Annotated in this window: 26 protein-coding genes; 11 read left to right on the forward strand and 15 right to left on the reverse strand. The window is 44.0% G+C overall.

The features are described from left to right. The first annotated feature begins 74 nt into the window (after positions 1-74). Positions 75-797 carry a sulfite exporter TauE/SafE family protein gene (locus tag AACV32_RS09000; protein WP_013868241.1) on the forward strand — a complete coding sequence of 241 codons (723 nt, stop codon included), beginning with the start codon at positions 75-77 and terminating at the stop codon, positions 795-797. A gap of 73 nt (positions 798-870) precedes the next feature. Further along, a complete protein-coding gene (locus AACV32_RS09005) occupies positions 871-1,302 on the forward strand; it encodes a YccF domain-containing protein (RefSeq protein ID WP_094145471.1) in 432 nt (143 codons plus the stop codon). 79 nt (positions 1,303-1,381) lie between these two features. Here the strand turns inward: AACV32_RS09005 and AACV32_RS09010 are convergent, their stop codons facing one another. The 5 genes from AACV32_RS09010 to AACV32_RS09030 form a co-directional block, all read right to left on the reverse strand. Then, the gene (locus AACV32_RS09010) at positions 1,382-2,248 is read right to left on the reverse strand and encodes a glycerol kinase (protein WP_170894941.1); all 867 of its coding nucleotides are present in this window, start codon (positions 2,246-2,248) and stop codon (positions 1,382-1,384) included. A 184-nt stretch (positions 2,249-2,432) separates the two neighbouring features. Further along, the gene (locus AACV32_RS09015; RefSeq protein WP_017046856.1) at positions 2,433-2,840 is read right to left on the reverse strand and encodes a hypothetical protein; all 408 of its coding nucleotides are present in this window, start codon (positions 2,838-2,840) and stop codon (positions 2,433-2,435) included. Further along, positions 2,837-3,328: a methylated-DNA--[protein]-cysteine S-methyltransferase gene (locus AACV32_RS09020; RefSeq protein WP_170894942.1), complete on the reverse strand. Its 492-nt coding sequence runs from the start codon at positions 3,326-3,328 to the stop codon at positions 2,837-2,839. The genes AACV32_RS09015 and AACV32_RS09020 overlap by 4 nt, the downstream gene beginning before the upstream one ends. A 1-nt stretch (position 3,329) precedes the next feature. Then, entirely contained in the window at positions 3,330-4,682 is a 1,353-nt protein-coding gene (locus AACV32_RS09025; protein ID WP_017049331.1) for a DNA-3-methyladenine glycosylase 2 family protein, read from the reverse strand. Positions 4,683-4,859: 177 nt separating this feature from the next. After that, the gene (locus tag AACV32_RS09030) at positions 4,860-5,750 is read right to left on the reverse strand and encodes a LysR family transcriptional regulator (RefSeq protein ID WP_013868248.1); all 891 of its coding nucleotides are present in this window, start codon (positions 5,748-5,750) and stop codon (positions 4,860-4,862) included. A gap of 148 nt (positions 5,751-5,898) precedes the next feature. Here AACV32_RS09030 and AACV32_RS09035 point away from each other — a divergent pair, with 148 nt between their 5' ends. Further along, positions 5,899-6,258: a DUF413 domain-containing protein gene (locus tag AACV32_RS09035; RefSeq protein WP_017049330.1), complete on the forward strand. Its 360-nt coding sequence runs from the start codon at positions 5,899-5,901 to the stop codon at positions 6,256-6,258. 266 nt (positions 6,259-6,524) lie between these two features. Here AACV32_RS09035 and AACV32_RS09040 read toward each other — a convergent pair whose 3' ends face one another. Beyond that, positions 6,525-6,776, reverse strand: coding sequence for a DUF3081 domain-containing protein (locus AACV32_RS09040; protein ID WP_017044957.1), 252 nt, complete (start codon positions 6,774-6,776; stop codon positions 6,525-6,527). Between the two features lie 311 nt (positions 6,777-7,087). Here AACV32_RS09040 and nagB point away from each other — a divergent pair, with 311 nt between their 5' ends. After that, complete coding sequence (gene nagB / locus AACV32_RS09045) at positions 7,088-7,888, forward strand: glucosamine-6-phosphate deaminase (protein ID WP_013868251.1); 801 nt, start codon at positions 7,088-7,090, stop codon at positions 7,886-7,888. A 127-nt stretch (positions 7,889-8,015) separates the two neighbouring features. Here the strand turns inward: nagB and AACV32_RS09050 are convergent, their stop codons facing one another. Further along, positions 8,016-8,312, reverse strand: coding sequence for a bactofilin family protein (locus AACV32_RS09050; RefSeq protein WP_305951630.1), 297 nt, complete (start codon positions 8,310-8,312; stop codon positions 8,016-8,018). Positions 8,313-8,320: 8 nt separating this feature from the next. After that, positions 8,321-9,268, reverse strand: a complete 948-nt coding sequence (locus AACV32_RS09055) for a M23 family metallopeptidase (RefSeq protein ID WP_017044959.1) — start codon at positions 9,266-9,268, stop codon at positions 8,321-8,323. Positions 9,269-9,907: 639 nt separating this feature from the next. Here AACV32_RS09055 and AACV32_RS09060 point away from each other — a divergent pair. From AACV32_RS09060 to AACV32_RS09075, 4 genes are all read left to right on the forward strand, one after another. Further along, the gene (locus tag AACV32_RS09060; protein WP_017046853.1) at positions 9,908-11,857 is read left to right on the forward strand and encodes a PTS mannitol transporter subunit IICBA; all 1,950 of its coding nucleotides are present in this window, start codon (positions 9,908-9,910) and stop codon (positions 11,855-11,857) included. A gap of 116 nt (positions 11,858-11,973) precedes the next feature. After that, complete coding sequence (locus AACV32_RS09065; RefSeq protein WP_170894943.1) at positions 11,974-13,122, forward strand: mannitol-1-phosphate 5-dehydrogenase; 1,149 nt, start codon at positions 11,974-11,976, stop codon at positions 13,120-13,122. Between the two features lie 61 nt (positions 13,123-13,183). Next, a complete protein-coding gene (locus AACV32_RS09070) occupies positions 13,184-13,714 on the forward strand; it encodes an MltR family transcriptional regulator (protein ID WP_170894944.1) in 531 nt (176 codons plus the stop codon). A gap of 105 nt (positions 13,715-13,819) precedes the next feature. Next, complete coding sequence (locus tag AACV32_RS09075) at positions 13,820-14,749, forward strand: Gfo/Idh/MocA family protein (RefSeq protein ID WP_170894981.1); 930 nt, start codon at positions 13,820-13,822, stop codon at positions 14,747-14,749. Here AACV32_RS09075 and nhaD read toward each other — a convergent pair. The 3 genes from nhaD to AACV32_RS09090 all read right to left on the reverse strand — a co-directional run bounded on the left by nhaD (position 14,746) and on the right by AACV32_RS09090 (position 18,594). Continuing rightward, positions 14,746-16,194 carry a sodium:proton antiporter NhaD gene (gene nhaD / locus AACV32_RS09080; RefSeq protein ID WP_156117078.1) on the reverse strand — a complete coding sequence of 483 codons (1,449 nt, stop codon included), beginning with the start codon at positions 16,192-16,194 and terminating at the stop codon, positions 14,746-14,748. The two genes, AACV32_RS09075 and nhaD, sit on opposite strands and share 4 nt — an antisense overlap. A 169-nt stretch (positions 16,195-16,363) precedes the next feature. After that, positions 16,364-17,668, reverse strand: coding sequence for a dicarboxylate/amino acid:cation symporter (locus AACV32_RS09085; RefSeq protein ID WP_026027759.1), 1,305 nt, complete (start codon positions 17,666-17,668; stop codon positions 16,364-16,366). Positions 17,669-18,150: 482 nt separating this feature from the next. Beyond that, positions 18,151-18,594: a DoxX family protein gene (locus tag AACV32_RS09090; RefSeq protein ID WP_017049325.1), complete on the reverse strand. Its 444-nt coding sequence runs from the start codon at positions 18,592-18,594 to the stop codon at positions 18,151-18,153. Positions 18,595-19,772: 1,178 nt separating this feature from the next. Between AACV32_RS09090 and AACV32_RS09095 the strand changes: the two genes are divergently transcribed. Both AACV32_RS09095 and AACV32_RS09100 read left to right on the forward strand, forming a co-directional pair. Further along, positions 19,773-20,429, forward strand: coding sequence for a hypothetical protein (locus tag AACV32_RS09095; protein WP_170894945.1), 657 nt, complete (start codon positions 19,773-19,775; stop codon positions 20,427-20,429). A gap of 55 nt (positions 20,430-20,484) precedes the next feature. Further along, the gene (locus tag AACV32_RS09100) at positions 20,485-21,720 is read left to right on the forward strand and encodes a zinc-dependent metalloprotease family protein (protein ID WP_013868260.1); all 1,236 of its coding nucleotides are present in this window, start codon (positions 20,485-20,487) and stop codon (positions 21,718-21,720) included. Between the two features lie 46 nt (positions 21,721-21,766). Here AACV32_RS09100 and AACV32_RS09105 read toward each other — a convergent pair whose 3' ends face one another. The 3 genes from AACV32_RS09105 to slyA are packed head-to-tail and all read right to left on the reverse strand — an operon-like array spanning position 21,767 to position 24,358. Further along, positions 21,767-22,801 carry a DUF2955 domain-containing protein gene (locus AACV32_RS09105; RefSeq protein ID WP_170894946.1) on the reverse strand — a complete coding sequence of 345 codons (1,035 nt, stop codon included), beginning with the start codon at positions 22,799-22,801 and terminating at the stop codon, positions 21,767-21,769. A 12-nt stretch (positions 22,802-22,813) separates the two neighbouring features. After that, positions 22,814-23,869: an HlyD family secretion protein gene (locus AACV32_RS09110; RefSeq protein ID WP_170894947.1), complete on the reverse strand. Its 1,056-nt coding sequence runs from the start codon at positions 23,867-23,869 to the stop codon at positions 22,814-22,816. 6 nt (positions 23,870-23,875) lie between these two features. Beyond that, positions 23,876-24,358 (reverse strand): transcriptional regulator SlyA, encoded by a 483-nt coding sequence (slyA, locus tag AACV32_RS09115; RefSeq protein WP_170894948.1) that lies wholly within the window; start codon positions 24,356-24,358, stop codon positions 23,876-23,878. Between the two features lie 113 nt (positions 24,359-24,471). On the opposite strand from slyA, the gene AACV32_RS09120 reads away from it, so the two are divergent. Then, entirely contained in the window at positions 24,472-25,500 is a 1,029-nt protein-coding gene (locus tag AACV32_RS09120) for a VirK/YbjX family protein (RefSeq protein ID WP_017046842.1), read from the forward strand. 33 nt (positions 25,501-25,533) lie between these two features. On the opposite strand, the gene AACV32_RS09125 is transcribed toward AACV32_RS09120, so the two are convergent. Continuing rightward, positions 25,534-26,292: an EAL domain-containing protein gene (locus AACV32_RS09125; RefSeq protein WP_026028439.1), complete on the reverse strand. Its 759-nt coding sequence runs from the start codon at positions 26,290-26,292 to the stop codon at positions 25,534-25,536. Positions 26,293-26,302: the final 10 nt, after the last annotated feature.

A 26,302-nucleotide genomic window follows, 5' to 3' on the forward strand; every position in this document is an offset into this window, starting at 1 on the left:
AATTGCTGATAACGTGAACGAAGTAATGCTCTCTATGGGCATTACTTTTCTTTGTTTCGCTTATAGGCATTTTAATGGAAATGTTCAGTAGTACGGCGCTTATCGCCATGTTTCTTATTTTCTTGGGTTCATTTGTGCAAACGGCGATTGGTTTTGGTTTAGCGATCGTCGCAGCGCCCTTGCTGTTCTTGATCTCCGCCGATTACGTTCCTGCCCCCATTTGTATCGTGGCGCTGTTTATTTCTATCTTGAACGCCTTAAAGCATCGCTCGAACATTGAGCTCGGCGGTTTAAAAATGGCGCTGATTGGTCGCGTTCCCGGTTCAATTGCGGGCGGTATTCTTCTGGTTTTAGTCTCGACGGATGTACTGGCGTTATGGCTTGGTTTATTGGTGTTATTTGCCGTGGCTGTTAGTTTATTGCCGTATCGCATCGAACCTACCCCGATAAAAATGGGTATTGCGGGTTTTTTCTCCGGCTTCTTTGGCACCAGTTCCGCGATTGGTGGGCCGCCGATGGCGTTGATCCTACAGCATCAAGAAGCGAATCAGTTGCGTGGCAATCTTTCGGCATTTTTTGTGTTTAGCTCGATCATCTCTTTGATTATTCAAATACCGGCAGGTTTTCTGACGTTACATCATTTATGGATAACGATTCCACTTATCCCCTCAGCTTGGTTGGGTTATAAGTTGGCGATGATGACCACGCAATCACTGCCCAAAGATAACATCCGTTTCGCTGCGTTGCTGCTTTGTACGATAAGCGGCGTTACGGCGGTATGGCATGGTTTAGCCTAGCGTTAATCTTCCGTTCAGGTCATGCAATGATACTGAAAGGGTTTATGGGTCTATTTTATACGGAGTAACAGTGATGAGAACAATCGGCAATATTATTTGGTTTTTACTGGGCGGAGTGTTTATGGGGCTCGCTTGGTGGTTTTTTGGTCTCCTTGCCTTTATCAGCATTATTGGCATTCCATGGGGGCGTGCTTGCTTTGTTATCGGTAACTTTTCGTTTTTTCCTTTTGGACAAGAGGTGATTTCCCGTGATGAATTGACTAATCAGCAAGATATTGGTACCAGCCCATTTGGCTTAATCGGCAATGTGATTTGGTTTGTTTTCGCTGGTTTTTGGTTAGCCGTTGGTCATATTTTATCGGCGGTGGCGTGTTTTATTACCATCATTGGCATCCCTTTCGCACTACAGCATTTGAAACTCGCGGTTATTTCTTTGGCTCCGATTGGTAAAACCATCGTCCCGAAAGAAGAGGCGGCTAGAGCTCGCTATTCTTCTTATCGTTAATATAGGTTTTGTTTTTTGCTCCTTTTCTCTCGTGTTGCTCTCTCAGTGACGAGGGGAAGGGGGCATCTTGCCAACGCGATTAATACGCTTTAATCCCAAACTCTCGCAGTTTTCTGGGCAGAATGTCATCTAACTGCGCAATGTCTTGCGGGTGAATATTAATCAGAGCAAAGCCGTGATCGTGGTAGATGGCTTGAGTTTGTAAGCGCTTTTTTTCGTCGGTTGCGCCATTATCTGAACCCCAATATTGTAAATAGACTTTCCCTGTTGGCAGATAAAAATCGCACATCACATCAGCTTCTATCGGCAACTGACGCTCATAAGCGTGGACGACGCCCGCCAAATAGAGCCAATTATCGATCAATAATTCGCCGGTTGAGCGAACATAGTGGCCGTCTAAGGTGCGATGTTTTGCCTCAAATTTTTGGCGAAAGTTGGACAATGATTTATCGGTCGATTGGCTGTGAGCCTCTTGCCCTAAAAATTCGACAATGGATTGTTTCAGACGTTTATGGCGAGTCACCGTATCATGCCAAACAACAAATAATTGCTCAGAAGCTTTGTCTTCACGTTGCTGGGCGCCAGCTCTGAGCCCAGCCTCCGTTACTTGCCAGCCTTTTTCTGTTTTAGATATCCAGCCTAACTCACTCAATAGTTGATTTATTTTTTTGGGGTTGAGCCTGAAATGATCGCCAAGCTGAGTGGCACTTAACGTCTTTCCGCTGGTGGCTTGTGTGTCGACGAGCAAGTTTTCCGGCCAGACAATAAATTGGCCATATTGCGTGTGCTGTGCGTATTCGCCGCCAAATTTTGCTCCCAGTTCTGTTAATAGCCACTTGTTGTCGAAGCGGTTAATGTACCCTGCTTTTTGGAGGTTACTGAATAGTTGTTTAGCATCTGTATTGCGCAATTTAGCCAGTGCCGAGGTTGACAGTTTTTCTGCCATCATTATCTCCTTATTTCACGAGATCCATTCAATTCAACAGTCTGATATCTCTACCTTACTTGAATTTTGGGTAAATGACAGAGCGAGTGTGTGCGATGGTTTTTAAAATAGATAAAAGCTTAATTTTTGAGCTTAGGCGCGGGTAAACATGAGTGAGTAGAACTGGTCATTGCGTTAACGCGAGTTATTGGCTCGCGTTTTCTACTCCAGACGGTTTGGCTTCAACATTGCCTGTTTTTACCCATACGTTACTCAATTTATACATGGCGCAGACACTGCATGTGAGCACTTCTCCTTTGCCATGGATCACAAGCACGATATCTTCTCGTTTTTCTTTCGAGTTATTGCGTAGCTGGATCGTCAGTTGATTACCATCTACGCTGTAAGCGCGAGACCAGTGCTGAGTTTCAGATTCAGCACGTACAACACCCTCTTCGAAAATCAATAAGTCATCATTGAACTGGTTGTCATAAGTCCCTTTGAACTCATAAGTTTCACGGTTTAACCAACGTTCAAGGTCATCTTGAAAACAGCCTTGCAAAGTGGCTATAAGGACGAGAATACTGATTGATTTTGCCGTAGATCTTATCATGTTGCTGCAACCTCTGTTGTTGTTCGCTCAAGTTCTAATAAGCTCGCTTTACGGTTTAAGCCCCCCGCATAGCCAGTGAGTTTACCACTTTTTCCGATCACTCTATGGCAAGGAACGATGATCGAAATTGGATTTCTACCATTGGCCAAGCCGACAGCCCTTACGGCTTTGGGGTTACCGATCGCCTCTGCAATCTGTTGGTAGTTCCAAGTTTCGCCATAAGGTATCTTGCATAATGCTTGCCACACAGATTGTTGGAACTCGGTGCCTTTTGCCGCTAAAGGTAAAGTAAATATAGTCCGTTTCCCGGAAAAGTACTCATCTAACTGTTTGATAGTATTGATGAGTATAGTGCAGTGTTCGGATTTTACCCCTAACTCTGTTGGCATGGAGGTTTCGGTTTCAAACCAAGCCCCCAATAAACCTTGCTCGCAGGCTTGCAATGTCATGATTCCTAAGGGGCTGTGATAGTGGGTGAAGCGATTCATATTAGTAATTCCAACAGTGAAAGGTGGCGTAACTTCCCCAAGGTGAAACCTTGTCTGCGTTCAGCTCAGGAAAATGGCTTAAGGCCTTCTTAACCACCAAATCAGTGTCTAGAAAGCAATCTGAATCGGACTGACCTCTTAACCTAGCGTAGTTTACGGTCCACGGCCCAATACCTTTTAGTGAAAGCCAAGCATCCACATCGGCTTCAGGGTGTTGGTACATGAATTGAGCAAAGCGTGTTAAGGTCTCTTTTCGGCTGTGTGGCATCTTTAAAAAGTGCAAATCAAGCTGTGCGATTTGTTCCGGGCTTGGAAAGTAACTGCTCGTATTTTGAGCTGGGTTCACCGCATCGACTAATCGGTTGAGCTGGCCAATGGCTGCTTTTATCGAAACTTGTTGACCTAAAATAGCTCTGACTCCCGCCTCCCAACAATTCCAAACGCCGGGAATGCGGATTCCTGAACGAGTGACTAAACCCGGAGCGCAGTCTTCCAAATAGGCCTCGATGTGGCTGATGTCGGCTTCGAGGTCAAATAGGCGGCGTAGTTTTGCCACCAAGTAACGCAGTTTGGTGATGTCTTGCAACTCGAATTCAACCTCTAAATGGGTCTCAGAGGTTAAGCTGGCACGAAACCAGCCAGTCGTATTGTGTATGTTGAAGGTGCGTTGATAATGATTGTTACTGACCTGTTCAATGGCGTTTACTGCACGTAATCGATAGAAATCTAGCATATGTTGCCAATCGAAAGGGCCGCGAAAAGAGAGTGTTAATAGGTTTTTTGTCATCAATGCAGTTTTAGATTGCCGCACTTGGCTGGGGGTCAGTTGCAACGTTTTGATAAACGCATCGTTAAAGCGGCGGGTACTGTTGAACCCACAAGCGAATCCTATATCGGTAATGGACAGAGCACTGGAATGCAATAACTGCTTAGCAAACATCAACTGATGGTACTGAGCATATTGTTTCGGTGACACTCCTAAATGAGTTTGAAACAGTTGTCGTAGGTAGCGGTCACTGATCCCCAAACGTTCGGCAAATTGAGCCAGATTGCTCGATTGTAATTCACCTTGCTCAATAAGCTTGATTGCACGCAAAAAGGTGGTTTCAACCCCTTTCCATGCCCAAGAATGAGGTGCACTGTCTGGGCGGCAACGTAGGCATGGCCGATAACCCGCTTGTAGAGCCAGTGCGGAGTTGGCGAAGTATTCAACATTCTTTTCTTTTGGCAGGGTTGCCGGACATATTGGACGACAAAATATGTTGGTTGTTTTGACGGCAACGAAAAATCGTCCATCAAATCGCGGATCACGGCTAGTGCGAGCTTGTTGGCATTGTTCTTTATCGAGTTCCATCCATGATGCCATTTGGTATAACGAGCCTTATGCAGTTTTTATAAGCTAAGTGTATGCATGAATTCTGTCGATACTAGCCATTTTCGGAACTGGATGGCTTTTCCTGCGGCTTCTCTTGAAAAAGGATATTCATAACGCTGTATTCAATACCCGCTACAGCGTTATGAATTTGTTGGGTCAGTCGAGAATGACCTCGCCCGCTTGTTGTAATGAGTAAGCACTACTAGGGTTGATGTTTTTGACTAACTTTTCCACTTGCATAATGGCTTCTATCGATGAGCTGTTTTTTCGGTAGCTGAGGAAGATGGGACGCTGCCAATCTTCCACATTGTCAATTCGATACAATTGGCCAGAGTGGATAAAAGGTTCAACAAGTGAGGTAGGAAGGTAAGCGCTTCCCCCTTTTTCTAAAATGAAATCAAGTGCGATACGAGCGGTCGAGGTGCGTAAATAGGGGGTTGGCGTCTTCGGATGTCGCTCAGCATGCTCGGAAGCGAAACGGCTTCCCCAATCGACGTACACGTATTTATTATCAAAGGCGGTTTCCAATGTGTCAGGACGCGTCGAAACCAACACCAGTACTAAATCTGCGACTTTTTTGCAGTTTAGCTCTTCGGCTTTAATTGGGTCAAAGGCAAACGCCATATCTAAGGTACGCTCCAGTAGGCTGCGGTTGAGCTGCTCGCGCCCCATGACTTCCGCCATAAAGCCATAACCGCTAAAAGCATCAGTCACAACGCTTAAACAGTTTTGTAGATGAGCATCCCAAACGTTGGGCGTTCCCCCTAATGTAAGCTGCAAAGCTCGGCCATTTTCCAAAGAGAGCTCAAACTTGGCTTGTTGCAAAGTAGCCACCATCACTTCGGCATAGCCAACGAGTCGTTCTCCTGCCGATGTGAGCTTTATGTTGTTGCGATCACGCGTAAACAGTTGAGCATCAAAATAATTTTCTAATTGCTTGATGCGTGCGCTGACGGCGGCTTGGGTCAAATAAAGGTTTTCAGCTGCTCGCCCAAAATGACGTACTTTGGCGAGTTCGAGAAAAGTGCGAAAAACTTTTACATCCATATTAAATCCTCTGAAATTACCCCGTCAGATTAACAAGGAAGTGCAATTATGACGATAAAAAATTTTTGTTTTTCTTTTCGGAGATTTACGCCTAATTTTCGCGTGATCTATCGCTACATGGTAGTAGCGCCATTCACATGAGGTTGATATGTCTGAGACTGAATTCCGTCACGGAAAAAAACGTTTTTACGACAATACAAAGTTTCCACGAGGCTTTGCTAAGTCTGGTGATTTTACTCTTGCAGAAGAAGAACTTCTCACCATTTATGGTGGTACTATGCTTGGTCTTGAATCTGGTGAACTCACGCCAGAGAATGCCGAAGAAGCTCATTTTGTTAAGGCGATTGAAAACCCAGGTAAAGCGAAATCTAAGTTAGAGCGTGTCTGGTTAAAATACACTCAACTTGCTCGCGGTCGTAAGCGTTTCCATACGTTGAACGGTCGCAATAAACCGGAAAGTGGTGACGACTATAATGATGAAGAAGTCAGCTTAACGGAAGAAGATTAATCTGTATCTCTAATGCAGGATCTTAAGCCGTAATTTGGTCAGCTTTCTCATTTATCTCTTCAGCCTTATTGTCTCAATAAGGCTGACAAACTCACTTGCATCGCCTTTCATATAAGAGATCTCTGTGTAAAAGAGTGTGACTCAATCAAGATGAGAAAAGTGCTTTCGCTCAAAGCCCTAGTATTGATGACTCACTCGGGCTTTGCATTATCGCCACTCTGCTCATTTGGTCGCGCTTAGCCAATCCATGAGCTGGGTCAACACTGCTACTTAGCCAAAATGGCTACTTTTTTCAAAAAGCTGTCGCGTAGATGCTCTTGGTCATAATCGAGATGGTAGGTATTGTGGAAGCCAACTTTTAGCTCCACACCATTTCCTCGCATGTAAATGTTATAGCCGTCATAGTCTGAAAAAGCTTCGATACCTTCATAGATTTTCCCGAATTCAGTCGGTGTACCATGCGCCATTACTGTTTCATAAGCATGGAGAATTTTCGCGGGTTCAAGTTCGTTTTTCATGGCATTTGCTCCTTTCTTGCTTGTTACTCCAAGTATGGGTAATGAATGCACGCTTCGCCAGATAGTGGAGTGATAGCGACTCAAACGTCACTTAATTTTATAGATGAATTTTTATCTCATTTGGTTATAGCATGTGCCGTATTAGTTAAGCTTACCTGTAGAAATTGCTACAAATTTAAGCGCATTTCTGGTTGAGATTTGAAGAAAGAGCGAAAATTTGACCTAAAACAATGGCAGTTACCCAACACTTATTTTATAATGCGAATTAATGTTCTATTACACCATAATATTCCAATAACTAGGGGCCAATCATGAGACTTATCCCGTTAAAACAGGCTGCACAAGTCGGCAAGTGGGCAGCAGCACACATCGTAAAACGTATCAACGCATTCAACCCAACGGCAGACCGTCCTTTTGTATTGGGTTTACCTACTGGTGGTACACCATTGACGACTTATAATGCACTGATTGAAATGCATAAAGCGGGCGAGGTGAGCTTTAAACATGTCGTGACATTTAATATGGATGAATACATTGGTATTCCTGAAAATCATCCGGAGTCATACCGCTCATTTATGTATAACAATTTCTTCAATCATGTTGATATTCAAGAAGAAAATATCAACTTACTGAATGGCAACGCACCAGATGTTGATGCAGAATGTAAGCGCTATGAAGACAAAATTAAATCATACGGCCGCATTAATCTATTTATGGGCGGTGTGGGTAATGATGGGCACATCGCGTTTAACGAGCCTGCTTCTTCACTTTCGTCGCGCACTCGCATTAAGACACTGACAGAAGATACGCGCATTGCAAACTCTCGTTTCTTTGATGGTGATATCAACCAAGTTCCTAAATACGCGCTAACGATTGGTGTAGGCACACTGCTAGATTCAGAAGAGATCATGATTTTGGTGACAGGCCACAATAAGGCGCTGGCTTTGCAAGCGGCCGTGGAAGGAAGCGTCAACCATTTGTGGACCGTCTCCGCACTACAACTTCACGCGAAATCAGTGATTGTATGTGATGAACCATCGACTCAAGAACTAAAAGTGAAAACCGTAAAATACTTTGCGGAATTAGAAGCAAAAAATATCGAAGGTTTCTAAGTCTCTCCCTGTTGGGAAAGGACATTCATAAACAAAAGGCCTGCTAACATCAGCAGGCCTTTTTACACTTTGTAGCAAATGGGACTTTCTATCAAATGGGGAAGTGCGAACGAAATCGGTAGTTGAATTAACCTTCAGCAGCGATTTTCGCTTCTTTTAATTCAACTACTTGTTTCTCCGGGGCAGGGTAGGTTACTCCATTAAAGCGCCCACCTTGTTCAATGCTCAAGTCGTCGCTATAAATAGACCCTGTGACGCTCCCTTTGCTTAAAATTTCAATTTTAGTCGCGTGACATGTGCCTTGGAACTCGCCATTAATGATGATGTGGCCTGCGTACAGCTCACCATTAACCGTGCCTGTTTCACTAATGACGATGGTTTTATCAACGTGCAATTGACCTTCTACCGACCCGTCAATTTGAATGTCGCTTTCTAACCTGAGTTCCCCACTAATGGAACAGCCTTTTGCGATGAGAGTTGTAGCTGAGTGCTGACTCTTAGCTCGACTTTGTTTACTAAAGATTCCCATCGGATACCTCTTACCTTACTAAATATCGTTTCAAAATCATTCACGCCCCAATCAACAAAAGGTCTTGGATCTAATGAACGGCCTACAAATCGAATTTCATAGTGCAAATGTGGGCCAGAAGATAACCCACTGTTTCCAGAATAAGCAATTAAGTCGCCCTTCTGTACAAAATCGCCCCCTTTCACGGCAAATTTTTGCAAATGAGAATAGGAGCTGGTAAATCCATAAGAGTGCTGTAAGCGTAAAAAATTGCCTGACCCTTTATCACTGGCGCGAGTGACTTCGGCAACGCCATCGGCTGGTGCATAAATTGGCGTGCCTATGTTAACCGCAAAATCTTGCCCGCGGTGAATTTTGACGTTACCAGTGACAGGATGAATACGCTCACCGTATCCTGACGAAATTCTCGCATTATGCACAGGTGCACCGCTGGGTATTTGGGTCAGCATCACCATTCTAACTGAAGAAGTGATAGCAGCGGTGTCTAAACGTGATTCTAATTCCGCTCCGCTTTCATCCATCCCCAATACTTTTTCAAGATCGCCGAGCCTGTCTGAAACAACCTGCATCTTTTCTTCTCGTTCGAGCAGGTCATTCTCTAAGCTGTTTTTTAGCTCCTTTAAAGAGGTGACTTCTTCGGTCAGTGACATCGACTGGCTCTCTAACTCTTGTTGCTTGAGTTTAGCAAAATCAACTTCATCAAGAAGGTAATAGATAACGCCGCCAGTGGCGAGAATGCTGGCAACCAGCACATAGCCAAAACCTTTTAAAAAATGTCGGAACCATTTACCGAGATGAAAGTGCTTCGTCCCATGGATGGATGAAACGGAAACAACCACTCTTTCTTTCATGAATTCGTTCACAGCGTCTATGGTTAACAGTACAGCCGATTCTAACAGGGAATGCTCAGGGTCAAAACATTTTGCGTTGTAAGGCTATACTCGTCCCACCTCTTATTGTTCGGTTTGTGAATTGGAGCGTATCCTTGGCCTGCTTTTAGAAGAAGATCCGATGTTGTTAGTAAAAAAAGCCATATTAACGTATGAGCTAATATTAATATGGGTTTGTGTATATAAGTTACAAAATAGACAATATGGAAGTGGTGGCTTTATTTTGATTAGTGAAATAAAGATGTAATTGTGATTTTTATCACCTTTGGTTCTTTAATTTTTAATAATTAAAGTGAAAGTGTGATTTTAATCTCTTTTTTATTAAAAGTTAAAATTCAAAAAGTATGATGTTGATCGTTTAAATCTTATTGACAAGTTGTATTTTTGTTTTTTGTTGTAAATTTACATGTCAATTTAATGACCATGATCACGAAGAAATGATTTGTAAGCTAGGATTTATGAGGTGCTGATCACGAAAAACCCGTCGTCAGTTCCAGAATGAAATTGTGTGGTAAATTGATTGTGTACTAAGCAATCAACGGTTTTTCGCAGAACCGCTACAACAACAATATTCATCAGAACATCGAACGGGGAATCCACATGATATCACCAGATGCAAAGATCAAGATACAAAATTTTGGTCGCTTCTTATCTAACATGGTTATGCCAAACATTGGCGCGTTTATCGCGTGGGGCTTTATAACCGCACTATTTATCCCAACGGGTTGGCTACCGAATGAAACGTTAGCATCTATGGTTGGGCCGATGATTACTTACTTATTACCACTGCTGATTGGTTACACGGGTGGTAAATTGGTTGGTGGAGAACGTGGTGCTGTTGTCGGTGCCATCACCACAATGGGTGTGATTGTCGGAACCGACATTCCCATGTTCATGGGGGCCATGATGGTTGGTCCTATGGGTGGTTGGGCGATCAAAACCTTTGATCAACGTGTTGAAGGTAAAGTAAAAAGCGGTTTTGAGATGTTGGTAAACAACTTCTCGGCAGGTATTATTGGTATGCTTGGCGCAATCTTGGCGTTTTACCTCATTGGGCCATTTGTCAAAGTGCTCTCTGGTGGTTTAGCGGCAGGCGTAAACTTCCTAGTTTCAGCACATCTTTTACCACTCACCTCTATTTTTGTTGAACCCGCGAAGATCTTGTTCCTTAACAACGCGATTAACCACGGTATTTTCTCACCGTTAGGTATTCAACAAGCCAGTGAAATGGGGCAGTCAATCTTCTTCTTAATTGAAGCAAACCCTGGCCCTGGTCTCGGTATTTTGTTGGCTTACATGGTGTTTGGTAAAGGTACAGCACGTCAAACAGCTGGTGGCGCTTCCATCATTCACTTCTTCGGCGGCATTCATGAGATTTATTTTCCATACATACTGATGAATCCACGTCTGATTCTTGCAGCGATTGCTGGTGGTATGACAGGGGTGTTCATTTTGACTCTCTTCAATGCAGGTATTGTTTCTCCAGCGTCTCCTGGCTCTATCTTTGCAGTGCTACTGATGACACAGAAAGGCTCGATTGTTGGCGTATTATGCTCAATATTTGGTGCGGCAGGTGTGTCCTTTACCGTTGCGTCATTATTGATGAAAGCACAGAGCAGCACCGAGGAAGAAGGTGATGAAGCGGCGTTAGAAAAAGCCACATCACAAATGAAAGAGATGAAATCGAGCGCAAAGGGCAATGTGACGACGGCTTCTCAAAAAAGCAATATTGATTTAGCCAACGTGAAAAGCATTATTGTTGCTTGCGATGCGGGTATGGGTTCAAGCGCAATGGGCGCAAGCATGCTGCGTAAAAAAATCAAAGATGCGGGTTTAGCGATTCACGTCACTAACCTTGCCATCAATAGTTTACCGGAGAACGCAGAAATCGTGATTACTCATAAAGACCTGACTGGCCGCGCACGCACACATGCACCCAGTGCACAGCATATTTCACTGAGCAACTTTTTAGACAGTGAAATGTACAACCAGCTTGTGACTAAGCTTTTGGCAGCTCAACGTCCTAAGGCGGCGAATGATAGCGATGTGGTTAAAGTATCCATCCTCGCTGCGAATGACGACAGCTTTGAAATTCAAAAAACGTCCGTTTTTCAAATCCAAAAAGAAAACATTCACTTAGGTTTGAATGCCGCTAATAAAGAAGAAGCCATTCGTTTCGCTGGCAATAAGTTAGTTGAGCTTGGCTATGCGGAGCCTGAGTATGTTGATGCCATGTTTGAACGTGAGAAAATGGTATCCACTTATCTTGGAGAATCGATTGCTGTTCCTCATGGCACCGTCGCCGCCAAAGACCGTGTGATTAAAACGGGTATTGTGATTTGCCAATATCCTGCTGGTGTGCAGTTTACGGACGACCAAGATGGCGTAGCGAAACTGGTTATCGGTATTGCCGCCAAAAATGATGAACATATTCAAGTTATTACCACCATTACCAACGCACTCGATGAGCCTGATGCTATCGAGAAGCTCACCTCAACCAGAGACGTGAGCGATATCTTGGCGATCCTATCGGGTAACCAAGCAGCGTAACGCTTTTGCTCCTGAGGCAAAACGAGGTCGGCTGTTCCCCTATACTGCTGACCTCACCTCAATTGAAGTATTAAGCGCTCTTTTCTCTTTTAGATAAGTTTTTGGTAGGTAAGATTATGAAAAATGCAGTACATTTTGGCGCGGGTAACATTGGTCGTGGTTTTATTGGTAAATTATTGGCCGATGCAGACATTGAAGTGACTTTTGCCGATGTCAATGAACCTTTGGTCGATCAATTGAGTCATCGTCAAGAATACAAAGTAAAGGTAGTGGGTTCTGAGTGCAAAATTGATACTGTCACTCATGTCACTGCGGTGAATTCAGCCAGTAATGATGTGATTGATCGCATTGTAAAAACGGATTTAGTCACTACAGCTGTCGGCCCTGCAGTGCTTGATATCATTGCGAAAACGATCGCCAAAGGCATCACCAAAAGATTTGAAGCGGGCAATGAACAGCCACTCAATGTGATCGCTTGTGAAAACATGGTTCGCGGTACAACACACCTGAAAGGCGAAGTGTATAAATATCTAGACCCATCGCTGCATGCTAAAACCGAGGAGTTAATTGGTTTTGTCGATTCCGCGGTGGATCGCATTGTGCCACCTGTCGAAGCCGCGAACGATGACCCGTTGGCCGTGACGGTTGAAAGTTTCAGCGAATGGATTGTTGATGAACAGCAATTTAAAGGTGAGATCCCCAACATTGAAGGGATGGAAAAAACCAATAATCTGATGGCTTTTGTTGAGCGTAAACTTTTCACTCTAAATACTGGGCACTGCATTACCGCCTATTTGGGTTGTTTGAGTGGTCATAAGACGATTCGTGAAGCAATTGAAGATCCTGCAATTCGTCAGCAAGTGAAGCAAGCCATGCATGAAAGCGGTGAAGTACTCATTCGTCGTTACGGTTTTGACCGTGAATTGCACGCCGCTTATATCGAAAAAATATTGAGCCGCTTTGCCAACCCATATTTGGTGGATGAAGTGGATCGCGTTGGTCGTCAGCCAATACGAAAATTAGGCCCCAATGATAGATTAATCAAGCCATTACTCGGTACAATCGAGTACGGTGTTGGAAACAAAATGCTATTGAAAGGGATTGCGGCGGCCCTTAAGTATACCAACGACAGCGATCCTCAAGCGGTCGAGCTTCAAACATCATTGAATCAATATGGCGTATGTAAAACACTGGCCCATTACACAGGGTTAGATGAGCAGAGCGAGCAGGTTAAGCAAATTGAAGCGATCTACAAACAGCTTTAATCACATAAATACTTTGGAGGGCGCTAATGCCCTCCCTTTATAACAACAATTAGTACAGCGTATGGCAGATAGAATTAACGAAAGCGATATAATTGAACGACTGAATAGTGCCCATTCGGTGCGCGGATTCTTTATTACGGCGGTTGAAGTGTTCAATGAGGCGATTGATGCATTAATGCAACGCATTTTTCGCAAAGATAACTTCGCTGTCCAATCAGTAGTTGGCCCTCTATTGCAAGATTCTGGACCACTCGGCAACTTGTCTGTCAGGCTAAAACTGCTGTTTGGTCTTGGGGTATTACCTGATGATGTTTACCACGATATTGAAGATATCATCAAACTGCGTAATCAACTCAACAGTGATGGTGCTGAATACGAGTTCACCGACCCGAAAATTTTGGTGCCGATAAAAAAGCTCCATTTGGTGGCCAAAATGGGCATGGTGCAGTTGGAAGTATTGGAACCGGATGGCGACATTGAACTGGATTTTTACCAGCTTCAACTTCAGCGTCAGCAACAAATCATCAAATCCGGGCTCTCATTGGCGATTGTCGAAATTTGCAATGAGCTGAACAAAGAGAGCCCATTTTAACCTCATCCCAGACAGGCAAGGATTGCCTTTCCACTGAGTTCTACACCTCCCTTTTTAATCTTCTTGTGTTAGCCTAACCTTCATCTAACGAAAAGAGATTTGATGATGAAAATTGGCATTATTGGTCTAGGTGATATCGCGCAAAAGGCGTATCTTCCGGTCATCACACAGCGCCCAGATTTAGAATTGGTATTTTGTACTCGTAATCCAGCTCTTGTTACGCAACTAGCGCAGCGTTACCGCATTTCAGAGAATTGCACGGATTATCGAGAGCTACTTGGCTATAACGTTGATGCGGTTATGATCCATGCGGCGACCTCGGCTCACCCTCAAATCGCCCAATTTTTCCTTGAACACGGAATTCCAACCTTTGTTGATAAGCCGCTAGCCGACAGCGCAAGCGCCTGTGAAATGTTGTATGAGCTTGCAGAAAAGCATCGTCAACCTTTGTATGTGGGGTTTAATCGCCGACATATTCCGCTCTATAACCAACACCTAAATGCAGTGCAAACTGGTAATAGAAACGACTTACGTTCGCTTCGTTGGGAAAAGCACCGCTATGATCTGCCCGGTGATGTGCGCACCTTTATCTTTGATGATTTTATCCATCCGCTAGACAGCGTAAACGTGAATGCTAAAACCACATTGGATGATGCTTATATTACCTACCAGCAGCATCAAGGTCAGTTATCCCGCTTGGATGTTCAATGGCAACACGGCGAAAGTTTGCTGCATGCCTCAATGAATCGCCAGTTCGGCATAACCGCTGAGCGAGTCAGCGCGAGCTTTGTGAATGAAGGTTTTGAGTTTGATTCGTTTACACAAGGAAAACGTTGGCATCAAGGGCAAGAGCAAGCCCTTAGTTTAAAAGATTGGACGCAAATGCTTGCCAGTAAAGGCTTTAGCGCCATGATTGACGATTGGATTGGCGTGATAAATAGTGGAAAGCTGGCTTCAGAAGTGGTGGCACGCAACTTAGCCTCGCACCAGCTGGCAGAGGCGCTGTGTCATTATATTGCGAAGCAAATTCGTTAAAACAAAGCGTGATTGAGTAGTAAGTGGACACCAATACTTGCGGCGTAGCCTGTTGCAATAATCGGTGTCCATTTTAGATGGCCTACAAAGGTGTATTTGCCGTGTGCAGCGCCCATCAGAGCCACTCCAGCGGCTGAGCCAATCGAGAGTAAACTGCCGCCGACGCCCGCTGTTAATGTGACGAGCAGCCAGTTTCCGGTGGACATATCGGGTTCCATCGTCAGTACTGCAAACATGACGGGAATGTTATCGACAATTGCCGAAAGAAAACCAATCATCACGTTTGCCCATATGGGGTTCCATTGGCTATACATCACTTCCGAGATCAAGCCTAAATAACCCAGTAAGCTTAGCCCTCCTACGCACATGACCACCCCGTAGAAAAACAGTAGCGTATCCCATTCGGCGTGTGAAACTCGCTTAAAGACATCGAATGGCACCACAGAGCCAATACGTTTTAGGGCGGCCTCGTCATTATTTGCAATCGCAATTACGGTTTTTTTGGCCAGCGAAGTAGGTAAGGTTTTCCTGAGGAAATAGCCAAAAAATTGTAAGTAAGCGAGCCCCATCATCATGCCTATAACGGGTGGAAAGTGCACCACAGCATGGAATGCTACGGCGGTAGCAATGGTTAACATGAAAAGTACGACAATACGGCGGGCTCCACGTTTAAGCTCGACATGTTCATGCAGGGTGGTTGGCTTTTCCTTGGGCAGAAAAAATGACATCAGCAATGCAGGAACAAGGTAGTTGATCACGGAAGGGAGAAACAGAGAAAGGAACTGTGAAAATGGCACATGGCCCGCTTGCCAAACCATTAAGGTGGTGATGTCTCCAAAAGGGCTAAAAGCGCCTCCGGCGTTAGCCGCTAAGACGATATTAATACAAGCAATGTTGATAAAACGGGGGTTGTTTCCTGCCACTTTTAGTACGACAGCGCACATCAACAGCGCGGTGGTTAGGTTATCGGCAATTGGCGAGATGAAAAATGCAAGCAGCCCCGTGATCCAAAAAAGAGCACGAAAATCAAAACCTTTTCCCACCATCCACGCTTGTAATGCATCAAATAATCGCCGCTCTTCCATTGCACTGATGTAGGTCATCGCAACTAACAGAAACAGCAATAATTCGGCGTATTCCAGCAAATTATGCTCTAGCGCGTTTTTGGCAATCTCGGTTAATTCATACTGCTGATAAACATAACCAATCATGGCCCAAATTAAACCAGCTGCAAGTAACACAGGTTTAGACTTTCGTAGCTTAAGGTACTCCTCCATCATGACCAAAGTGTATGCCAGAGTAAAAATGACTAAAGAGGCATAACCAATCGTTGAGTGTGTTAGATCTAACGAATCGATATCGTTAGAGGAAGCGAGAGCGACTGAAGGAAAGAGTAAAGTGCAGAACAAAAGAAGCCATGTGCGTCGAGGTATCATTGTGTTCACTCCTAGAAAGTTAGGCTGATAAAATTCTAGATCTATTGAAGATAGTTCGGTGTGAGATAGCTCTGATCTACTTGATTTTTAATCTTATTCTTGACCTGTAAAGCGAATAAAGAAAAACCCTGTAGCAATAGCGACAGGGTTTGATTTTGATGAGTGGAAGTGAAGAAAGTTAGGCTTGAGCTTTTGCTAAATGGACTTCTTCTTCTTTCACGCCAGCTTGTGGATCATTAAAGCGATCTTCATCTAACGCGCCTTCTGTTTTCGCCACAATAAGAGTCACACAGCTATCACCAGTAATATTGACTGCGGTGCGGATCATATCTAATAAGCGGTCAACACCCATAATCAAAGCAATACCTTCTAGTGGCAAGCCGACTTGGTTTAGCACCATCGCTAGCATGACAAGACCAACACCCGGAACGCCTGCTGTACCAACAGAGGCTAGTGTTGCCGTGAGGATGACCATCACGTAGTCACCCATGGTTAGGTCGATATTGAACGCTTGGGCAATAAATGCTGTCGCAACGCCTTGCATGATCGCTGTGCCATCCATGTTAACGGTCGCACCTAGCGGAATGGTGAAAGAAGCTATCTTGTTATCAACCCCTAAGCGGTTTTTAGCCGTTTCCATGGTGACGGGTATAGTCGCATTGGAAGAGGCTGTAGAGAAAGCGAACATAATGGCATCTTCCATTTTACGGAAGAAGGTGATTGGACTTAAACCAGTAAAGCCTTTCAACATCAAACTATAGGTGACAAAACCGTGTAGCAGCAAGGTAACCGTCAGTACTACGAAGTATTCTGCGAGGTTCAAAATGGCACTTAAACCAAGGCTGGTGAACAGTTTCGCCATCAGGAAAAATACGCCGTATGGAGCAAGGTTCATCAACAAGGCGACTAGTTTCATAATAACTTCGTTCAAGTCATTAAAAACGCCCGCAATACGCTCGCCCGGTTTACCCGCGGCACTGATGGCTATGCCAAATAGTACTGCAAAGACGATGACCTGCAGTGTTTTACCTTCTGCCATCGCGCTGATTGGGTTGGTCGGGAACATATCAATAAACACTTGGCCCAAAGAAGGGGCTTGCGCAGATTGGAATGAGCTTGCTGCGGTTAAATCGGCTCCGGACCCCGGTTGAAACACAGTGCCCATTGTCAGTGCCAGTGTGATGGCAATCGCAGTGGTTGCGATGTAAAAGGCTAGGGTTTTACCGCCCATGCGGCCAAGTGTGGTGAGATCTTTCAGTGAGCTCGTACCACAAACGAGAGAAACAAACACGAGGGGTACAACTAACATTTTTAAGCTGGCGATAAAGATTTTTCCGCCAACATCGAATAAGCCGTTAACGATATACGCGTCAACAAATCCGTTTTCAGCAAATAGGGCTCGAATGGCAAAGCCAGTCAAAATACCCGCTACCATACCTAAAATAACACGGCCGGTAAGCGACATCGGTTTTTTGGTATTCATTGTGAACACTCCTTTATTTTATGCACTTCGACATCATTTCAAAGCGTGCCGCAGGTTAGCAGGGCTGAGTGCAAATCAAAAAGTAAAATAATGTTAACGGTTAATTGCTGTGATCTTTATCACTTAAAACTGCCCATCTTTTACGTTTTAATAACCTATTTTTGGGCTTAAATTTTTATTTTTTATCATTTGGCAACACATGAGTCTTTTGTGTTAACAAATGTCACTATTCTCATCTAATGGTAATTCGCTAGTTTTCATTCAATTTTAAGCTCGTTTGGTTGCATATTTACCCATTAAGGTTGCTTTATATGAATAGGGTCTCAACGGCACTTTTATGTAGCATAAAAGGAAGGGCATGCAACACAAGTAGAGAAAGGAAGGAAAGTGATACTAAGTTGAATGTTATCGACTGAAAATCTTAACGTTTGAAGGAGGCTTGGCCTCCTTCAATGAAACGGTATGCTGGCCTTAGGCATAGATTATGCGAGCTTTTTATTTAACCAGTTATCAAGTGCCAATTTGCCAGCACCAGAGAAAACCAACGATACACTGGCTGCAAGCAGCGCAAGGCCAAACTCATAACCGTTATTAGCCATGAATAAGCCGTTACCTAAGTGTACAGAAGCGATTGCGACGATCATCGTAATAGAAAGAAGCAAGGCGGCAGGGCGAGTTAGTAAGCCAAGCAAAATGAATAGGCCCCCAAAGAATTCACCACTACCCGCTAAAAATGCCATCAGCACACCTGGGTGTAAGCCAATTGAAGCCATCCATTGACCTGTGCCTTCTAATCCATATCCTCCAAACCAGCCAAAGAGTTTCTGCGCACCGTGCGCCATAAAAATGATGCCAATTGGGAAACGAAGCGCAAGCGCAGAAAATCCAGAAGTTGATGTGGTTAGTTGTTTCAATAGTGCTTTCATTAAAGTGTCCTCAGATTCATTAAAAGGTAGTAGGTGCTCAGCGGCTTCCTAGCTGTTGGAGCCAGTGTAGAGTGATTCGTAACCTGAGATAACTCACTCCGTTTGATGATTAAGTTCGAAAAAATTGAACAAGATTTATATAGTACTTTTCTTAGCGCGGGGAATGTTGTGACCTTCTATCTATGATGAATCATGCCGATTGATCGTCTGATATCCCCTTCCTACTTGAAGCTGCAGCGGTGTTGGTTACGTTCGCTCACTTCATCAAATCGTTTATCTATACTCATGGGGGAAACTTACTTTCCAACCTACCTGCCACTTCAAGTTGTTTAGTTATACACAATATTATCATTTATACGGACACTAATAGCATTCGGATTGACCTGTATTTCATAGTAGTGTCTTTTCAAAGGAGCAGATAATGAATTAAAAAACGAAGAAGGTTACTAAAATAAACGGGCTACCTTTGGGTCGTTAGCTATATCTTTCTTTACAATGTCATCCATCATCTGTTTTCTCTTTCCCATGGTTTATAAAAAGTGCAAATATTAAAATAATGGAATAAGTGTCAAGAAATAATCAGATTTATGTCCGAGTAGATAAATATCTTATTTTTTGGTCATGAGGATAAATAGTGAATTACGTTTTGATAAAATACCAAATTAGTTGGTTTACAGTTCCAGAAAAGTGCTCAGCCATAGATTAAAGAGCTTCGAGAATGAAGGCTTTTTCCTTCCCATTGAAAGCTGTAGCGATGTTGGCTACATTTTTAGCTATTGCTACGGGGTGCTCACTTACCATATCGACCTGCAACTTCAAGTTGTTTAGTCATAGACAGCCTAAACTGTATTTTTGCGCTTTTAAGTGCCTTTTTCATAAGGCTCGTCGTTGTCAAGAGTACCATCTTTTTTAATTTTCTCTGCTTATTGCCATCAAACGATAATAACTAATTTATTAATTACGAGTTATTGTTTTTCTTTTGGCTTGATATTTTATTTAGCGCATTGCATTCATTTTTTTGAAAATTAGATCATCATTCAAATCTATAAAGTTTGATTATATTTAACCTTAAGTTTATTGACTTAAGATCACGTTATTTAATTGTATTCATACATCTTATATATCTATATATATGCCACGTCTAATTATGGGAGATATAAAATTTGAAAGTTAAGATCATGACCATTTTGTTATTAGTAATATTCGGTCTCATTGTTGGTAAATATTACATTAGCCATAGTTCATTAACATTAGTGCCTGCCAAAAAAGCACCGAATAATAACGAGGATACTGATTTTAAAGCCGCAACAGTTGCTGATGAGCGCCAGCTGATGAAGCCACCACGAGAAGATGCATCGAGCGCTGGAGATGCTCGTTTTGCTCTGAATTCAGAGCCTATCACTGAAGAGCGCATGCTTGCGGCGCAAACCGTTGATGAAGTATGGCACGACATCAACCCAAGCCCAGCGTTGCAAGCCATTAGGCCAAAAAGTGATGCAGTGACGGAAATCAAAGCGATCGAAATCGAAAATATTGAACAATTCCGAGTTCTGGCAACGGGCGATGCTGTCACGGTCACTATGCCTGATAACCAGCCAGTCAATATCCAAGTCACTTCATCAGAAATTCAGAATGAAGGCGTCCGGACTTGGTCTGGGCAGTTTGAACTCGACGGGGAAGTTTACCCGGCCACATTCACTTTCGGCAAAACGGCAATACTTGGTTTTATTGGTCATCCCAGTGGTCAAGTGAAGCTTGAAGGCAACGGCAGTGAAGCATGGGTTTACCGAGTACCACCGAATCATGGCTATGACGAAACCTCGACCAGCCATTGATACCTAAAACACACGGCTTTGTGTGTTAATAAAATAAATAATGTAGGAGTTTTCTATGAAAATAGCGTCATTGGCATTAGCCGTGGTGTTAGCAACGCATGCGTTACCGAGTAGTGCAACCACTGAAATTGATATTCTAGGTGTTTATACACCCGGCACGGCTGAGTGGTTTCAGCAAGATCACGTGGCTCAAATCCAGCACCGATTCAACGTGGGAAATGAAATTCTGCGTCAAAGTGGTCTGGACATCAAAGTCAACTTAATTGGCACGAAAGAAGTAAAATACGATACGCAAAGAGGGCTGAAAAAATCGCAAGAGCAGGCGCTTGATGCGATTACTCCCGGCAATAAACAAGATCCGGCGTTTGCCGATATTGAGCAATATCGTAAGCAGGTTGGCGCGGATATGGTGGCGCTGTTTCGTAATCTAGATATTAAAAATTCTCCTGATTATGAAGATAAAGGCAATGGTACTTACATGCTGAGCTGTGGTCTAGCATGGATAATCCCTGCCGCGTATTGGAACAATAGTGCGCGTTATGCGCAATCTAGAATGTACAGTCATAGCTATTTGAATGAGTGTGGCGATGATACGTTTATTCACGAGTTAGGCCACAATTTGGGCTTGAACCATGCTCATGAACAGTACAATGGCGAACCCCATCTTTCAAATGGTACAGAGCAAGATGCGTATGGTTATGGGGTTCAAGGCCAATTTGCGACGACCATGGCTTATGGTTTCTTATTTGGTATTCATAGCCGTTCTTACACATTCTCTAACCCAAGCAAAGTGTGTAAAGGTCAAGCATGTGGTGTCACTGACTACGCGAACTCGGTGCGAGCGATTGGCCTGAGCGCGCCACACATTGCGGCGATTTATGCACGTCCAGATGGGAGTAATGACGGAGGAACGTCACCCACTGAACCGACTTCGCCCCAACAAGCCATCTATGATTTACAAGGGCCTTTTGCCATTCCCGATCATGCACAAGGAGAGTTAGCACTTCCGATTAATGTGACTTATCAAGGAAATGCGGAAACGGCCACTATTCAACTTGATATTGAACACCCATTTGTGGGTGATGTTTCAGTCAAGTTGTATGCACCTGATGGTGGCTATTGGAACTTAAAATCGTATAACCAGTATGATCGCAACACGGCTTATCGTGTTCGCTTTACACTCAGCGGAATGCAACAAATGAACGTGCAAGGCCAGTGGCGTTTAGTCGTGGCGGATCACTATCAAGGTTTAACGGGTGTATTAAATTCGGCACGTTTATCCTTTGAATAAAGGTTTGCTGTGATGTTGACCCTGCACCTATGTGCAGGGTTTTTAATTACTGGCCAAATTGGGTGGCTTTGAATTGATTCAGCAATCGATGGATCACATAGGTTGTAAGTAATGTGGCGACAATAGCAAACAAAATACTGCCGACTCGGTACAGGGCACTGAAAATTAAATCATTGCCCGGCGTCAAATATTGACCAAACAAGATCCCCAAGGTAGTCAATGAGCCAAAGCCGACCCCTGAACCGCTGGATTCTTTTACATGCCAGTAGCTAAAGAGCATCGCACCTATCCACAGCAGCGGAGTAACAAATAAAAGCTGACCTGACCAATCGTAGAGCAGCAGTTGGACCGCAATACCGAAAGTGACACCAAGCAGAGTACCCATCGCGCGTTTGCGTGCGTAGCCTAGCGCTCCGTTCCAATGCATCGGGAAAAGTAGCAACAAGGTTGTGGCTTGCGCGGACATTGAATCTTGCAGATCGAATATTTGAAACACAACGAAAGAGAGTGTGGCAATGGTTGCGCCCATGAGCGCTTCATGGCGCATACGATGTGACTCTTTGGCCACGCTTGTATGAGCGGGAGGTTGCCTTTTCTGTGCGTCGGGAATACAGAATGTCACCAGATAAGCGACCATTACCGAAAGCAAATTCGCGATAAAGTTGCTAGTAATCAGATCGTTAAGATCAGTTGTGGGGTAGCTTGCAAAGTGCAGCATGATGCTCAAGCTCAATACGCTGTTCGCTCCAAATAAGAATAAGCTGCCTTTCGACATACAAGCAAATTTGTAGAGAAACAGTACAAAAGCCATCATCGTCATCAGTGCCGGATGAGCGCCAAACAGCCCCCCGAGAATGGCTACTTCTAAGCCACAAACGACGGCGGAAGCAAGCAGTTGCTTTGCGGCGTGCGCATTCATGACGGGCACCATGCCCAGTAACAGCATCGGTGTTACGGTAAAAAATACCCCGTAGTTCCAACCCAGTAGTTTACAAAAGGTAAAACCAAGCGTCGCACCTGTTGCTATTCTGACGCATTGGCGAAAGTCATTTTCAGATAATGGATGATCCCAAAGTCGCATTTTTTACTCCGCTTAATAGACGTAGTGCAGAGTGCTCAGAAACTGAATTTGCATTTTTGCCAGCCAAGCAAACGGGCCACTTTCTGGTAGCAACTGTACCGTCGCACGAGCACCGGAAGGCAATGTTGACATCGTTTCATCGAGCGAAAGGTGCACACGCATGCGTTGTGCATCACGCACCCAGCGATTAGATTCTGTTGGAGTGGCTAAACGCCCATTCGCATCAAACTGACCAGTGCTTACCCCAGCATCCAGGCTACGAATACGCGCGGTAAAGACTTCGCCGGGTTTGCTATCAAAAGCAACTAGGGCGAGGCTATTGTCTGGGAAATGGCGTAAGCTTTTTTCTCTAAAATCAGCAATCACGTCTACATCCGTCGCTACCAACGCAACTAACGGCGTACCTGCTGCGGCGTAGGTGCCCGTTTCAAGCTGTAAGTTGGTAATGACACCATCTTGCTCTGCTAGCGTTTGTGTGTAGGCAAGGTTTAGCTTGGCCTGCGCCAATTGGTTCAAAGCGGCGCGAATGCTGACGTTACTCTCGTCACTATTACCTCGACTGACGTGCAATTCTTGCAGGTGAGCTTGCGCTGCAACCAAATTGGCTTTCGCGGCGGTAGCGCCACTTTGTGCATCGTCTTTAAGTTGTTGAGAAGTCCCATTGCGTGCAAACAGAGTGTTTAATCGGTTAGCTTCGCGCAACTTTTGATCGGCAACGATACGGCTTGCCGTGACATTAGCTTCTGCGGCTGCAATCGATGCATCCAATTGAGCATTACCTTGTACCGCACGTTCATAATTGAGTTGGGCCTGCTCTACCGCCAGTTGATAGGGTTGTGGGTCGATGGTGAAAAGTACTTCACCCTTGTGTACGATTTGATTATTAGTGACAAAAACATCACTGATTTGACCATTAACTCGGGGAGATATTTTGGTCACAGTCCGCGTTGCCATGGCTTGCGGTGTTAAAGGCATAGCCAAATCGGCCACCAAAAAATAGGCAAAGAGCGCCACAAAAGCGACGATGGAATATTTGATCCAAAGTGCAAATTTTTGATCAGGTGTCATAAGTAATTATTGTTCCTTTGAAGGTGTTGCTATCGGTTTGCTGAGCGTATCTAGAGCGTTGTGTGAGATTTGTTCGAGCGTAAGAGTCAGTTGGTGCAATTGTTGATCGTCAATATTACTCAGTAAGTTTTGGCGAACTTGCAAAATACGGGTTTCCATCTGCTTGATAAGAGCACGCCCGTTACTCGTCAAACTGACGATTCGAGCGCGCTTATCGTTGTGACAGCAGTGACGTTCGATCAGCGATTGTTCTTCGAGCTGCTTTAAAGTTCGCATCAAAGAAGCCAGTTCTATTTCTAACGCTTCGGCTAAGGTTTTTTGACTGACGTTGTCACCGAGACGCTGTAATTTCCACAATGCGGTCCAACGAGGATGGGTAAGGCCCAAAGGTGAGAGTTCTCGGTCCGCCACCATTTTCCATAAGCGTGAGAGACGAGCAAACTGCTCAGCGAGTGATAATTCTTTCAGGGTGTATGTGTTTTCAATCATAACGAGTCACATATTACTTAGCGTGCTAAGTAATATAGTTTAGTTAGCGCGCTAAGTAAATAGCTAATGACGAAGGCTGACATTTTCATACAAACTCAGGACAGCACCTCTCAATGAAACACTGTACATTATTTTCAATGAGCGACTCCCCAATGTTTGAGGCTGTCCTAGCTGCTGAAATTCTGGTCCATACTATGATAATTGAAAATAAACTCGACTACCTGTTTAGCCTGTCTGAACTCTCCGAAACGATTTACCCCAATACCAAAGGCTGGTCTAAAATCAGGAAGAATATCCGTTTTTGTTTATGGGGCGTGACCAATGCCTATGCTCTAAAAAGTATGCTGAGGCTGTTTTCGTGCTCCGAGTTAGCGGAGGTATTGAAGCAATGCCCACAGTTTTTGGAAAAACCATTAAAACCTTATCTCTGCGTCAATTGGTCTGCCAAAGAGCGTACATGGCACATTAATCAACATTTTATCTACTTAGTTGAACAGTTTGGCTTTAATGCTGCGAAGTTTTTCTCAGAATCAGGCTTCTCTATTTTTGATTTTTACGACAAAAATGGGGCGAGTTATTCATTAAGCCTGTGCAGTGGAGAGATAAGAGAAGGCTCGTTGGGGCTGCAACTGACGGATGAAAAAGGGCAGAAAATTTACTCGATCAGTTTCAATGTTTCTGATCAAGGGCGCAGTATTTACATTGGTTCACTACAAGGTCCAAGCAGTGGTGTGACCGATCGTAATCAAATCATTAAAGATTTGACGCGCACGACTCACGGCTTAAGAACTAAAGCACTGATGGTTGAAATGATCATGACGCTAGCGCGTATTTTAGGGGTTGAAAACCTGTATGCGATTTCTAACCGCGGCCATATGTATCAAGCGTTGCGTTATATTGGATCAAAGCGCAAATCAGTAAGCTTTGATTACGATGAACTGTGGACAGAGTACGAAGCAGAGAAAATGAGCAAATATTTGTACCGTTTGCCAACCACGCCAAACCGTAAAGGTGTTGAGACGCTAAATCGCAATAAACGCCGTCTATATACTAAACGTTATGAGTGGTTAGCCGAGGTGGAAACAGCCATGTCGGGCCGTATTGAACAGTTGAAACTTATGCCCAAGCATTTCGTGGTTTGATGGATCCACAAAATTAGAGGCTGATGTTATGGTTCAAAACGTCACTGTAGGCAACGCTTCAAACTCAGGTTTCGCAAAATAGTAGCCTTGCATGAGTTCAATGCCGAGTCGTTTTAGCCATAACATTTCTTGTTGAGTTTCAATACCTTCAGCGAGTGGACAAATCCCTAGTTCAATGAGCATTGCAACAGTATGACGGACGATTGCTTGCTTCGTGATGTCTTGATCGATATTACGCAGCAGTGACATATCTAATTTTACTATTTTAGTTTGGAAGTTAACCAATAGCCCAAGCCCGGCGTAGCCTGCACCGAAATCATCAATCGCGGTAGTAAATCCTAGGTTGGAGTAATAAGCGACGATCCGTTTTATGTGCGCCGTGTCTACGATTTTTTCCACCTCAGTAAATTCAAACATGATCCGTTCTGTCGGGAAACCGAACTGCTTTGCTGCCTCTAATGTGGTGCGGATACAACGTTCTGGTTGGTAAACGGCATTAGGTAAAAAATTAATGCTCAAAATACCTGACAGTTTTAGTTTAGCCGCGAGTTTAATCGCTTTGATTCGACAAAGTTGGTCAAAGCGGTATCGGTTGTCATCACTGACTTGTTCAATGATGGAGTAAGCCGATTCATTATTCAGACCTCGTACGAGTGCTTCGTAGCCAAAGATGGTGTTATCTGCAACGTTCACTATGGGTTGGAAAGCCATGGTGAAGTCAAAAGGCAAGTTTTGTTTTTCTGAGCATTGCTGGCAAATACGTTGGTCCATATGGACTTGCTGTTGTTGCATAATCACTCAC

It is taken from the genome of Vibrio sp. B7 (assembly GCF_963888765.1).
Taxonomy (GTDB): Bacteria; Pseudomonadota; Gammaproteobacteria; order Enterobacterales; family Vibrionaceae; genus Vibrio; species Vibrio anguillarum.

Coding starts and splice junctions, on each gene's coding strand:
- AACV32_RS09000 (WP_013868241.1), top strand. CDS start 75: ATGGAAATGTTCAGTAGTACGGCGCTTATCGCCATGTTTCTTATTTTC.
- AACV32_RS09005 (WP_094145471.1), top strand. CDS start 871: ATGAGAACAATCGGCAATATTATTTGGTTTTTACTGGGCGGAGTGTTT.
- AACV32_RS09010 (WP_170894941.1), bottom strand. CDS start 2,248: ATGGCAGAAAAACTGTCAACCTCGGCACTGGCTAAATTGCGCAATACA.
- AACV32_RS09015 (WP_017046856.1), bottom strand. CDS start 2,840: ATGATAAGATCTACGGCAAAATCAATCAGTATTCTCGTCCTTATAGCC.
- AACV32_RS09020 (WP_170894942.1), bottom strand. CDS start 3,328: ATGAATCGCTTCACCCACTATCACAGCCCCTTAGGAATCATGACATTG.
- AACV32_RS09025 (WP_017049331.1), bottom strand. CDS start 4,682: ATGGAACTCGATAAAGAACAATGCCAACAAGCTCGCACTAGCCGTGAT.
- AACV32_RS09030 (WP_013868248.1), bottom strand. CDS start 5,750: ATGGATGTAAAAGTTTTTCGCACTTTTCTCGAACTCGCCAAAGTACGT.
- AACV32_RS09035 (WP_017049330.1), top strand. CDS start 5,899: ATGTCTGAGACTGAATTCCGTCACGGAAAAAAACGTTTTTACGACAAT.
- AACV32_RS09040 (WP_017044957.1), bottom strand. CDS start 6,776: ATGAAAAACGAACTTGAACCCGCGAAAATTCTCCATGCTTATGAAACA.
- nagB (WP_013868251.1), top strand. CDS start 7,088: ATGAGACTTATCCCGTTAAAACAGGCTGCACAAGTCGGCAAGTGGGCA.
- AACV32_RS09055 (WP_017044959.1), bottom strand. CDS start 9,268: ATGAAAGAAAGAGTGGTTGTTTCCGTTTCATCCATCCATGGGACGAAG.
- AACV32_RS09060 (WP_017046853.1), top strand. CDS start 9,908: ATGATATCACCAGATGCAAAGATCAAGATACAAAATTTTGGTCGCTTC.
- AACV32_RS09065 (WP_170894943.1), top strand. CDS start 11,974: ATGAAAAATGCAGTACATTTTGGCGCGGGTAACATTGGTCGTGGTTTT.
- AACV32_RS09070 (WP_170894944.1), top strand. CDS start 13,184: ATGGCAGATAGAATTAACGAAAGCGATATAATTGAACGACTGAATAGT.
- AACV32_RS09075 (WP_170894981.1), top strand. CDS start 13,820: ATGAAAATTGGCATTATTGGTCTAGGTGATATCGCGCAAAAGGCGTAT.
- AACV32_RS09085 (WP_026027759.1), bottom strand. CDS start 17,668: ATGAATACCAAAAAACCGATGTCGCTTACCGGCCGTGTTATTTTAGGT.
- AACV32_RS09090 (WP_017049325.1), bottom strand. CDS start 18,594: ATGAAAGCACTATTGAAACAACTAACCACATCAACTTCTGGATTTTCT.
- AACV32_RS09095 (WP_170894945.1), top strand. CDS start 19,773: ATGACCATTTTGTTATTAGTAATATTCGGTCTCATTGTTGGTAAATAT.
- AACV32_RS09100 (WP_013868260.1), top strand. CDS start 20,485: ATGAAAATAGCGTCATTGGCATTAGCCGTGGTGTTAGCAACGCATGCG.
- AACV32_RS09105 (WP_170894946.1), bottom strand. CDS start 22,801: ATGCGACTTTGGGATCATCCATTATCTGAAAATGACTTTCGCCAATGC.
- AACV32_RS09110 (WP_170894947.1), bottom strand. CDS start 23,869: ATGACACCTGATCAAAAATTTGCACTTTGGATCAAATATTCCATCGTC.
- slyA (WP_170894948.1), bottom strand. CDS start 24,358: ATGATTGAAAACACATACACCCTGAAAGAATTATCACTCGCTGAGCAG.
- AACV32_RS09120 (WP_017046842.1), top strand. CDS start 24,472: ATGAAACACTGTACATTATTTTCAATGAGCGACTCCCCAATGTTTGAG.
- AACV32_RS09125 (WP_026028439.1), bottom strand. CDS start 26,292: ATGCAACAACAGCAAGTCCATATGGACCAACGTATTTGCCAGCAATGC.